Genomic DNA, 11,296 nt, shown 5'->3' with positions numbered 1-11,296 from the left:
AGTCTATAGCAACTTGCGAAACTATAAAGGAACAATAATCACTCTTAACAACAATAAGATGAAAACAACAAAGATGTTTTTAGGATGCATGGGCATCCTGGCCCTCGCTGCCTCGATGACAGCGTGCAGCAGTGACAACGACGACAATGGCGCCAGCAACAACGGCGGCAACAACGGCGGAACGTCTGTCGTCTACAACTGGTCCACCGACGGTGGCTTCAAGGCCTGCGACCACATTCTCTTCGACGACAACGGCAAGGACGATGCAAATGGTGTCGTCATCGGCAACGGCGACCAGAATTTCGTCTTTAAGGGCAAGCAGACTATTAAGAAAGGCACCTACCTGCTCAAAGGATGGGTGTACATCGCTGACGGTGCTGAACTGACCATCGAGCCGGGCACCGTCATCAAGGGCGACAAGGACACCAAGGCTGCCCTCATCGCCGAGCCGGGCGGCAAGCTCATCGCCAAAGGCACACAGACAAGCCCTATCGTCTTCACCTCGGAGATGGCTGCCGGTAGCCGGAAGCCCGGTGACTGGGGCGGCATCATCCTCTGCGGAAAGGCTCCTAACAACAACGGCGTGCTCAACCAGCAGATCGAGGGAGGTCCCCGCACCAAGCACGGAGGCACTGATGCCAACGACAACTCTGGCGACCTGGAGTATGTGCGCATTGAGTTCGCTGGCTATCCTTTCCAAAAAGACCAGGAGATCAATGGTCTGACTCTCGGATCCGTGGGAGCCGGAACGACCATCGACCACGTGCAGGTGAGCTACTCCAATGATGACTCCTACGAGTGGTTCGGTGGCACGGTGAACTGCCAGCACCTCATCGCTTACCGCGGATGGGACGATGACTTCGACACCGACAACGGATTCGCCGGCAGCGTAACCTATGGGCTAAGCGTCCGCGACTCCAAAATTGCTGATGCCTCACAGAGCAACAGCTTCGAAAGCGACAACAATGCCAGCGGTTCTACGGCAGAGCCCTACACGACCGCTACACTGAAGTATATGACCATCCTGGGGCCGAAGACCTTCGACGCCAACTTCCAGAACACCACCGACTACATCAATGGAGGCGGCATGAACCCAGGCAACGGCTCGTCAATGGGCAAATTCCAGGCTGCCATGCACATCCGTCGTAACTCGCGCCTCAACGTGCTCAACAGCGTCTTCATCGGCTGGCCTGTCGGCATCATCCTCGACAACGAGAAAGGAGACACACAAGGCGCTGCCAAGAAAGGCTTGATGAAACTGCAGAACAATGTCTTCGCCGGCATGACCATCACCGGCTCTGACTTCAACAAAGTCTACACCGATGGGCTCTACGACTACAATACGAAAACCACCGACGCTTCCAAGCCGTCGTTCTCCAGCTCGTTCTTCACGCTCGCTGCCAACAACAACAGCATCCTCAACTGGACGGCTATGACCTGGAGCGGCATCAAGAGCATCATCGAGGCCAACCAGCAACTCTCAAAAACGGCAGGAGCCTTCGCCGATGGTACGGACTGGACTACCGGATGGGCCAACTGGGATCCTGAAAACACACAATATTAGTATGTAATCTCTCTTGTGAACACTTTCCACGCCCCGTAGTCGCGATGACTGCGGGGCGTTTTTGTTCTTGTCCTTTCACATTCTTGTTTCTGAGGGGAAAAAGTCCATAAAAGCAAAATCTCGCTTGTAAATGATATTTTTATCAGCTTTTATTTGTTACATTCACTATCTTTTTATATCTTTGCATCACCTTTCTCTACAACCATACACAGCGACAAATCAAAAACATACAAAAGCAAGGATATGAACGAAGAGAGTTATCAACAACAACCATTTAATACTATTCAACACAAAAAAGCATGATTGAACCAACTAAGACAGAAACAGAAATGAAGGCTCGGGCATACGGACGCACGGAACTCGCCATGATGTATTGCCCACAGGACACTCCCGGAGCCGCATGGAGAAAGCTCAGGCAATGGACAGAGCATTGTCCCGACCTGCTGAAACGACTGCAGGACCTTGGCTACACCGGTCATCAACGCACATTCACCCCGGCGCAAGTCAAATGGATCTTCTACTATCTTGGCGAGCCTTAACCGAGAAACACTCGTGAAGTCTCTTTCTGACTGACCAACGCGAAAAACGATCAATCGCTGGAATGCCGCGGCATTCCAGCGATTTTCGTTTTAAAACCTGACGAGTCCCACCACCAGGCACACGCTGCGCAACTGGTCTTTCGGCACCGTGAAAGGCAGATACTTGGGATTGTCCGACACGCACTTGAGCCCATCCTTATCGTCGTAGATGCGCTTCACCACGATGCCCTGGTCGGTATCCAGCACATGCACCTTACCCCACTGGATGAAGCTGGCATCGGTCACCACGCGGCAGGCAAGCTCGTCGCCGCTCTTGATCTCCGGTTCCATGCTGTCGCCTTTCACCAGGATGGTGAAGTCGTAGTCAGGCAGTTGCTTGATGACGGGATAACGCTCGTAGGAGACATCGATCTCCTCGGTGAGCTTGCCCGCCGATGCCGTCTGGTCAATACGCGGGCGTGTCTGATCGGTGTTGCGAAGACTGCCCTCTGTCTCGGCAAGGAAGAAAGACTGGTCCAAGCCATAGTGTCGGCAGACCTTCTCTTTGATATCCGGACTGATGGCAGGATAGCGCCCGTTGCGTGGGTCGGGACGGAAAAGCCGCGTGAGTGTCTGCTGGCGCACGCCAATCTCCTGGGCAAAGGCGGTCTGACCGCCCGCGGTCTTGTCCATCATCAACAGATAGAGGTTGCGCGTCTCCCGCGGCATCGCCTCATAGTCGTATTTTGCTATTCTCATGGCTGTAGAAAATTAATATTCCAAAGCATAAACATGCCATATCGGCGTCTATACGCTTTCTTGCTGATTATTTACACCTGCAAAGATAGTAAATAATCTATTATTAACAAAGAAAAGCACACTTTATTTAGCTTTATACACCATATTATATATAGACACGTTGTGGAGAGCCCCACCCTTCCCAAAGGGAGGGGGCGGTACAATTCCACCAGTGATACAGACCTCTACGAACTTTACAAAAGCTTGTCACCAAAACTGTTGCTTCCAGAGAAATTGCTGATACATTTATAGAATAGGATATAGAAAAACCGGAGAAATACATACTACAACCCTAAAAATTGAATCGTCAGATTGTGATTTATGGATAATTTCTTGTATCTTTGCACTTGTAATATTACACATCTTTCATATAAAACTTTAGAGAGACTATGATTCTTTTCTTTAAGACTCCGAAGGAGACTGTCATTGCCACTGAGATGGACCACCAGCCCAGTGAACAGGAGAAGCAGGAACTATGCTGGCTCTACGGCGACGCCGAGATGCTCAGCGACGAGAAGCTGGACGGCTTCTTCGTCGGACCACGCCGCGAAATGATTACACCATGGAGCACAAATGCCGTTGAGATCACGCAAAACATGAGTCTCACCGGCATTTCGCGTATTGAGGAGTACTTCCCCGTCAAAAGCGAGGACGCCGAGCACGATCCCATGCTCCAGCGTATGTACAAAGGTCTGGACCAGACTATCTTCACCGTCAACCACGAGCCTGAGCCCATCAAGCACGTCGACGACATCGAGAAGTACAACGAGGAGGAGGGCCTCGCGCTGAGTCCTGAGGAAATCGAATATCTCCATAAGATAGAAAAGCAAAACGGACGCCCACTGACCGACTCCGAGATCTTCGGCTTCGCACAGATCAACTCTGAGCACTGCCGTCACAAGATCTTCGGCGGCTCGTTTGTCATCGACGGCGAGGAGCGTCCCTCGAGCCTCTTCGCACTCATCAAGAAGACCACGAAAGAAAATCCGGGAAAGATCCTCTCGGCCTATAAGGACAACGTGGCCTTCGCACAGGGACCCGAGATCGAGCAGTTCGCACCGGAAGACCAGAGCACGAGCGACTGGTTCCGCGTGAAGCCTATCGAGAGCGTCATCTCGCTGAAAGCCGAGACTCACAACTTCCCCACCACGGTGGAGCCGTTCAACGGTGCCGCTACGGGTACGGGCGGTGAGATCCGCGACCGTATGGGCGGTGGCGTAGGCTCATGGCCTATCGCTGGTACGGCGGTCTACATGACCAGCTACCCGCGTCTGAAGACCGACAACGACACAGCTGGACGCGACTGGGAGGACAAGATCGCACCACGTCCATGGCTCTATCAGACACCGGAGCAGATCCTCATCAAGGCTTCCAACGGTGCCTCGGACTTCGGCAATAAGTTCGGCCAGCCGCTGATCACCGGTTCGCTGCTGACCTTTGAGTATCAGAGCACCACGGGCGACACCGCCACCACAGCCGACGGCAAGCCTGTCGAGGGCGAGCAGGCCGGTGAGGTCTATGGCTACGACAAGGTGATCATGCTCGCCGGCGGTGTGGGCTACGGCAAGAAGCGCGACTGCCTGAAGAAGGAGCCACAGACCGGCAACGACATCGTCGTCGTCGGCGGTGACAACTATCGCATCGGTCTCGGTGGCGGTAGCGTTTCGTCGGTAGATACCGGCCGATACAGCAACGGCATCGAGCTCAACGCTGTGCAGCGCGCCAACCCTGAGATGCAGAAGCGTGCCTATAACCTCGTACGTGCCCTCGTCGAGGAAGACGTCAACCCGGTAGTCTCCATCCACGATCACGGCTCCGCCGGTCACCTCAACTGCCTCTCTGAACTTGTCGAGGACTGCGGTGGCGAGATCGACATGACCAAGCTGCCTATCGGCGACAAGACACTCTCTGCCAAGGAGATCATCGCCAACGAGAGCCAGGAGCGCATGGGACTGCTCATCGACGAGAAGCACCTTGAGCACGTGGAGAAGATCGCTGAGCGCGAGCGTGCCCCGCTGTATGTCGTCGGTAAGACTACGGGTGACGCCCACTTCAGCTTTGTACAGGGCGACGGCGTGAAGCCTTTCGACCTCGACGTGGCTCAGATGTTCGGCCACTCGCCCAAGACCGTGATGGTCGACGAGACCGTCGAGCACCACTACGAGGACGTGACCTACTCAGCCGACCACATTGATGAATACCTCAACCGCGTGTTGCAGCTCGAAGCTGTGGCCTGCAAGGACTGGCTGACCAACAAGGTTGACCGCTCGGTGACGGGTAAGGTAGCCCGCCAGCAGACGCAGGGTCAGATACAGCTGCCATTGTCAGACTGTGGCGTGGTGGCACTCGACTACCGTGGCAAGCAAGGCATCGCCACAGCACTGGGGCACGCTCCGCAGGCCGGTATGGCCGACGCTGCCGCAGGCAGTGTGCTCAGCGTGGCAGAGAGCTTGACCAATATCATCTGGGCACCAATCGCCACTGACCACGACCATCCTTATCCTGTACAGAACATCAACCTCAGCGCCAACTGGATGTGGCCGTGCCGTAGCCAGAAAGGTGAGGACGCCCGTCTCTATGCCGGTGTGCAGGCTCTGAGCGACTTCTGCTGTGAGCTCGGACTCAACGTGCCGACGGGCAAGGACTCTCTCTCGCTGAGCCAGCAATATCCCGACGGACGCAAGATCATCGCTCCGGGAACTGTCATCGTCACCAGTGGTGCCGAGGTCAGCGACGTGAAGAAGGTCGTCAGCCCCGTGGTTGTCAACGACAAGAACTCCTCCTTATATTATATAGACTTCAGCTTCGACGAGCAGCGACTCGGCGGCTCAGCCTTCGCGCAGAGCCTCGGCCGCATCGGCAGCGACGTGCCAACCGTGAAGAACAGCGAGTATTTCGCCGACTGCTTCAATGCCGTGCAGGAGCTCATCGGCAAGGGATGGATCATGGCCGGTCACGACGTGAGTGCCGGTGGTCTCATCACCACGCTGCTGGAGATGACCTTTGCCAACACTGAGGGTGGCTTGCATGTCAACCTCCACGACGTGGAGCCTGAGAGCGACGACATCGTGAAGATGCTCTTCGCCGAGAACCCCGGTGTGGTCATCCAGGTTTCTGACCAGCACAAGAAGGAGCTGCGCGAGTATCTCGAAGACAACGGCATCGGCTACGCCAAGATCGCTTATCCTACGCCACACGAGCGCAAGATCGTCGTGGTCAAGGGCAACTACAGCCACGAATTCGACATCGATGCGCTGCGCGACGTGTGGTATCGTACCTCTTATCTCCTCGACCGCGACCAGAGCATGAATGGCATGGCACGCAAGCGCTATCTCAACTATAAGAAGCAACCGCTGGAGATGAAGTTCGGCAAGGACTTCAAGGGTACCTTCGAGTCGCTCGGACTCAACCCCGACCGTTGGAAAGACAACGCTCAGCAGACTGCACGTCCTAAGGCTGCCATCATCCGTGAGAAAGGCACCAACGGTGAGCGCGAGATGGCCTACACGCTGTGGCTGGCAGGCTTCGACGTGAAGGACGTGATGATGACCGACCTCATCAGTGGCCGCGAGACGCTCGAAGAGGTAAACATGATCGTGTTCTGCGGTGGATTCTCCAACAGCGACGTGCTCGGCTCGGCTAAGGGCTGGGCTGGTGCCTTCCTCTACAACCCGAAAGCTAAGGAAGCTCTTGACAAGTTCTATGCACGCAAAGACACGCTGAGCCTCGGTATCTGCAATGGCTGCCAGCTGATGGTGGAACTCAACCTCATCAACCCGGAGCATAAGCACCGCGCACACCTGACCCACAACGTCAGCCAGAAGTTCGAAAGCCAGTTCCTCGGACTGAGCATTCCACAGAACAACAGCGTGATGCTCGGCAGTCTGAGCGGCGACAAGCTCGGCATCTGGGTGGCTCACGGCGAGGGTCGTTTCTATCTGCCCGAACCTGAGGACCACTACAACGTCGTAGCAAAGTACAACTACGCTGAGTATCCCGGCAACCCCAACGGGTCGGACTACAACGTGGCTGGCATCTGCTCTGCCGACGGCCGCCATCTGGCCATGATGCCGCACCCCGAGCGCGCCATCTTCCCTTGGCAGAACGCATGGTATCCGGCTAAGCACCGCAACGACGATGTCACGCCGTGGATCGAAGCTTTCGTCAATGCACGCAAGTGGATTGAGAACTGCAAGAAATAAACAAGAATAGTTCGTCCCCTTCACACGCTCCGAAAGGAACGTGTGACAGGGACTTTTTTTATTCAAGAATTGGAGAATTAAAGAATTATTGAACCACAAAGACTTTCTAATTCTCGAATTCTCCAATTCTTGATAAAGAAGAATGACAACATCATAATTCTGCAATTCTCTAATTCTTGATATTAAATTAATCGACTAATATTGATGAGTTCATATTCTCTGCTCTTTACCACATTCTTCAAGATCGGAGCCTTCACCTTGGGAGGCGGCTACGCCATGCTGCCCATCATCGAGGAGGACGTGGTGGACAAATACCACTGGATCAAGAAGGAGGAGTTTATCGACTACGTCGCCGTGGCACAGAGCTGTCCCGGTGTGTTCGCCATCAACATGGCCACCTTTGTCGGCTATAAGCTCAAGGGCAAGAAGGGTGCGCTGTGCACCACGCTGGGCTCTGCCCTACCCTCCTTTCTCATCATCCTCGCCATCGCCATGTTTCTCCATCACATCATGGAGTGGCACTGGGTAGAGGCGATGTTCCGCGGCATACGTCCCGCCGTGGTGGCACTCATTGCCGCACCGACATTCACACTGGCCAAGAGTGCCCATATCACCCTGTCCAACTGCTGGATTCCCATTGCCTCGGCACTGCTCATCTGGGGACTCCACGTCAACCCTATCTGGATTATCATCGCCACGGGACTGGGCGGTTATGTCTACGGTAAGTATCTCATCAACGAATAATCTATGATCTTTCTGCAACTCTTCTATACGTTCTTCCTCATCGGCCTCTTCGGCTTCGGCGGCGGCTACGGCATGCTCTCGCTCATTCAGAACGAGACCGTGCACGTCCATGGATGGCTGTCGACGGCAGAGTTCACCAACATCGTCGCCATCTCACAGATGACGCCGGGACCCGTAGGCATCAACTCCGCCACCTACTGCGGCTATACCGCGGTAAACAATGCGGGCTACGGCATGATGATGTCGACACTGGGATCAGCCACTGCTACCTTTGCGCTCGTGCTGCCCTCGTTCATCATGATGATCGTCATCGCACGGATGTTTATGAAGTATATGAATACGCCGACGGTTCAGCATATCTTTTTAGGATTGCGCCCGGGGGTCGTCGGCCTGCTTGCTGCCGCTACGTTGATGCTTCTCGATAAGGAGAACTTCTCGTCCTGGGCAGAGAATCCCTGGCAGTTTTCTATCAGCGTAGCGCTCTTCGTCGCTACGTTTGTGGGTACCTACTGGCTCCACATCAACCCTATCCGCATGATTGGCTACGCCGCCTTCGCCGGACTGGTACTGCTGTACTAAAATGTACAACCAGGGGGTAACGCCGTAGGGGCGGGCTTTATGCCCGTCCTAACTCCCGAATGGCATCTTTCTCATATCAAAAGATTACCTTCAAGAGAGTTAGGACGGGCATAAAGCCCGCCCCTACATCAAAACCGCAATACGCCCTTTCGGGTATTGCCATCCCTTCCCCTTGGGGAGGGTTAGGGAAGGGCTTTTACTTTCTCATTACTTTCTTTCCATTCTGTATCACCACACCTTTATAGTTGTTGTCCACACGCTGTCCGGCGAGGTTATACAGTGGAGCATCAGCGGTATTCGTTGTGGTCGTTATCTTGCTGATACCGGTAGTGGCATCGATAACGTTGCCAAGAACAGTGCTTAAGCCATAGTAGTTGCCGTTCTTGAATGTTTGGTTGTTCTGCTGTGCAATTTTATAGGTATCCGTGAATGTTGTTGAGGACCTCCACCCTGAGAAAATAATGTGAGAGGGGGTAGAAGCTGTCGTGCCGGTGAATAAACCATCCCATGTCCATTTGTAAACAGCGTTTCCTGCATCGGTGGTACCGACCTTCGTACAAGTAGCACCCGGCCAGCTGCCACCAGTGTAGTTTCCGTTGGCATCCCAAGCCCAACATTTGATAGCTGCATAGCCTGACCATGAGCTCGGTACCTCGAAGAAGGCGCATATCTCACCGTCGTTGACCTTGCAGAAAGAAGGTGCTTTCCAGCTGCTTACCTCATCCTTGATACTCTTGATGCCACTGATGTCGAGGCCATTGGAGACATAGTACTTGAAGTTCTCACCCTCGCAAGCCAACTGGAAGCCAGTGGTGCTAACCGATGGAGAGCCAATCACGATGAGCACTTCACCCTTAGTACCTTTCACCTTAGCATAGTATCCGGCTGATGAGCCAACGGATTGCTCCACTGTACTGGTATTGGTGACTCCTGCGAGTTTGCGGGCAAGAATACATTTCTTGATGATCGTCTTGTAAGCTGTCCAGTGGCTGATCCATATACATGGTGTGCCCGGCATGGCGAGAATGTAAGCGTTGGCGGCGGCAATGTTGGCGCGCAAAGGAGAAGGATTATCGTGCGGCTCACCCGTGTCGTGGTTGTCGACGAAGGTCACGGCATACTGTGCGTAGCCATCAGTGCCCATCAATGTGGTTTTTCCATTGGCATAGTCGGTAAGCTTACTCCAGTTGTTGCTACCAAAGGCATCCTGGATGAAGTATTTCATCGGGAAATCAAAGGCAGCACTCGTCTTACCTGTTGCGTCTACCCAGTCTTTCACGCCACCGAAGGGATGGTCACCGGTCTTCGTGTCAGTGACAGTTCCTTGCCAGTATTCGCCGACGGAGTAGGTAGGGTTGGCGGCGGTGTTATACATCTTTATATAGGTGGGCGCATAACCCTTCACGAAGTCGTAGCGGAAACCAGCGTAGCCCATTTCGTTGAGCAGGAAGTCCTCGTAGGTCTCCACGTTCTTCTGTGTGGTGGCGTTGGTGTGGTCGAGGTCACGGCAACCGCCGTCATTGAGACCGGTATCTTTGTTGCCTTTTATCTTGCCATAAGCCTCAGAAGCCGTGTTGGTGTTACCCTCGTCGTCGCTACAGATCTGTGTGTAGTTGGTGTTGTCCCAAGTCACGGAGTAGGTCTTGCCTGTGTTCTGTCCGGTGACGCTCTCATTGACAAAGTCGCACCATTTCGATATTCCATTCTTATGGTTGATGACCACATCGGCGATGATGCCCGTACCTTTATCCTTAAAGGTCTTGATCATCTTGCGCAACTCTGCCTCTGTACCGAAGGCACTTTTCTGTTTGAGCCAGTAAATGGGGTAGTAGCCCATGTTGTTCGATGTGGTGTACGGGTAGCCCGATGGTGGAGCCCAGATCAGGTTGAAATACTTCGAGAGTGTATCAGCCTGTTGGGTGAGGCTGCTCCAAGACGACTCGGTGTAGCTGCCCCAATAGAAGCTCTGCAGCATGACGCCGTCATAGCCACTGGGCCATCCCTCTGCCATCATGTTGGCAGCAGCGAGAAGAGCCACAAAAGTAGAGAAAATCTTCTTCATATTAAATCTGTTTTTACCGTAAATCTTGTGTAATGCTTGCTTCGTATAATAATAGATGTGGCAAAGTTACGATATTCTGTGCAACTTGTATTGCATTGATTTACGTCAAGAAGTGATTTAACATGTAAACGTTTGCATAGAGAGACTTCCCATCTTTAACAAGAACAAACGGGGCGGCATATACCCCAAAGGATATATGCCGCCCCTTATTGTGTCCTGTAGCTACCTACTCTCCGCCCAGCCATTTCTTGCCGCTCTTGGTGTTGAGCCAAATAAGTATACCGATACCTATAACAGAGCTTATAAGAAAAATCAATGATAGTCCGTTCATAGCGTTTATTTTAAGATTTTATTTCCTATTAATGCAAAGACTACAGTACAAATCAACCCTCCCGCAATAGCCACATAACTACTGCCGGAATCTTCATTCAATAAAGGCGTAATCTCCCCTATGACCATTCCTGCAAAAGAGAGTTGAGACATATTAAGAAAATAGCCACCTATCTTCTCTTGTCGAGTCTTCGCCTTTTCCTTTGTCTCTTTTTGTGTTACCATATGGCAAAGATAAGCATAATCTTTGAATCGTGCAACATAAACCGCAGTTTATTCTAAAAAAGAAAGACATAGTACCGGCCTTATCCTCCCTAAGAAGCGCATGAAAAAAGGGCAGCCCCGCAACGGAGCTGCCCCTTCATGATATAATGATAAAGGGCCCAAGGGGGATTGTCCGTGGCGGGCAGATGCCGCTGCCTAACCAAAGACAGTAACACATCTATAGAAAAAGAAGGGTATATCCCTTATTCCCTTCAGGCATGACCTGAAGGCTTTC

The 11,296-nt window shown here is 52.9% G+C and carries 8 protein-coding genes; 5 read left to right on the top strand and 3 right to left on the bottom strand.

The features are described from left to right. Positions 1-58 precede the first annotated feature (58 nt). Entirely contained in the window at positions 59-1,564 is a 1,506-nt protein-coding gene (locus tag NG346_RS12085) for a hypothetical protein (RefSeq protein ID WP_262278954.1), read from the top strand. A 299-nt stretch (positions 1,565-1,863) separates the two neighbouring features. Beyond that, on the top strand, positions 1,864-2,103 hold the full coding sequence (locus NG346_RS12080; RefSeq protein WP_206081732.1) for a DUF4248 domain-containing protein: 240 nt from the start codon (positions 1,864-1,866) through the stop codon (positions 2,101-2,103). 90 nt (positions 2,104-2,193) lie between these two features. Here the strand turns inward: NG346_RS12080 and NG346_RS12075 are convergent, their stop codons facing one another. After that, a complete protein-coding gene (locus NG346_RS12075) occupies positions 2,194-2,841 on the bottom strand; it encodes a S24 family peptidase (RefSeq protein WP_262278955.1) in 648 nt (215 codons plus the stop codon). Between the two features lie 428 nt (positions 2,842-3,269). Here NG346_RS12075 and purL point away from each other — a divergent pair, with 428 nt between their 5' ends. The 3 genes from purL (at position 3,270) to NG346_RS12060 (ending at position 8,405) form a co-directional block, all read left to right on the top strand. Beyond that, on the top strand, positions 3,270-7,082 hold the full coding sequence (gene purL, locus NG346_RS12070; RefSeq protein ID WP_262288791.1) for a phosphoribosylformylglycinamidine synthase: 3,813 nt from the start codon (positions 3,270-3,272) through the stop codon (positions 7,080-7,082). Positions 7,083-7,286: 204 nt separating this feature from the next. Beyond that, the gene (locus NG346_RS12065) at positions 7,287-7,826 is read left to right on the top strand and encodes a chromate transporter (RefSeq protein WP_262288790.1); all 540 of its coding nucleotides are present in this window, start codon (positions 7,287-7,289) and stop codon (positions 7,824-7,826) included. A 3-nt stretch (positions 7,827-7,829) separates the two neighbouring features. Next, entirely contained in the window at positions 7,830-8,405 is a 576-nt protein-coding gene (locus tag NG346_RS12060) for a chromate transporter (RefSeq protein ID WP_154534202.1), read from the top strand. Positions 8,406-8,601: 196 nt separating this feature from the next. On the opposite strand, the gene NG346_RS12055 is transcribed toward NG346_RS12060, so the two are convergent. Both NG346_RS12055 and NG346_RS12050 read right to left on the bottom strand, forming a co-directional pair. After that, positions 8,602-10,467: an alpha-amylase family glycosyl hydrolase gene (locus NG346_RS12055; protein WP_262288789.1), complete on the bottom strand. Its 1,866-nt coding sequence runs from the start codon at positions 10,465-10,467 to the stop codon at positions 8,602-8,604. Positions 10,468-10,803: 336 nt separating this feature from the next. Beyond that, the gene (locus tag NG346_RS12050; protein ID WP_262278960.1) at positions 10,804-11,022 is read right to left on the bottom strand and encodes a hypothetical protein; all 219 of its coding nucleotides are present in this window, start codon (positions 11,020-11,022) and stop codon (positions 10,804-10,806) included. Positions 11,023-11,296 lie beyond the last annotated feature (274 nt).

The organism is Hallella absiana, from assembly GCF_025457485.1.
GTDB lineage: Bacteria > Bacteroidota > Bacteroidia > Bacteroidales > Bacteroidaceae > Prevotella > Prevotella absiana.
This window is presented reverse-complemented; position numbering and strand designations above follow the sequence as displayed.

What these genes read in the sequence shown, in the direction of transcription:
- NG346_RS12085 (WP_262278954.1), top strand. Translation starts at nt 59, where the DNA reads ATGAAAACAACAAAGATGTTTTTAGGATGCATGGGCATCCTGGCCCTC.
- NG346_RS12080 (WP_206081732.1), top strand. Translation starts at nt 1,864, where the DNA reads ATGATTGAACCAACTAAGACAGAAACAGAAATGAAGGCTCGGGCATAC.
- NG346_RS12075 (WP_262278955.1), bottom strand. Translation starts at nt 2,841, where the DNA reads ATGAGAATAGCAAAATACGACTATGAGGCGATGCCGCGGGAGACGCGC.
- purL (WP_262288791.1), top strand. Translation starts at nt 3,270, where the DNA reads ATGATTCTTTTCTTTAAGACTCCGAAGGAGACTGTCATTGCCACTGAG.
- NG346_RS12065 (WP_262288790.1), top strand. Translation starts at nt 7,287, where the DNA reads ATGAGTTCATATTCTCTGCTCTTTACCACATTCTTCAAGATCGGAGCC.
- NG346_RS12060 (WP_154534202.1), top strand. Translation starts at nt 7,830, where the DNA reads ATGATCTTTCTGCAACTCTTCTATACGTTCTTCCTCATCGGCCTCTTC.
- NG346_RS12055 (WP_262288789.1), bottom strand. Translation starts at nt 10,467, where the DNA reads ATGAAGAAGATTTTCTCTACTTTTGTGGCTCTTCTCGCTGCTGCCAAC.
- NG346_RS12050 (WP_262278960.1), bottom strand. Translation starts at nt 11,022, where the DNA reads ATGGTAACACAAAAAGAGACAAAGGAAAAGGCGAAGACTCGACAAGAG.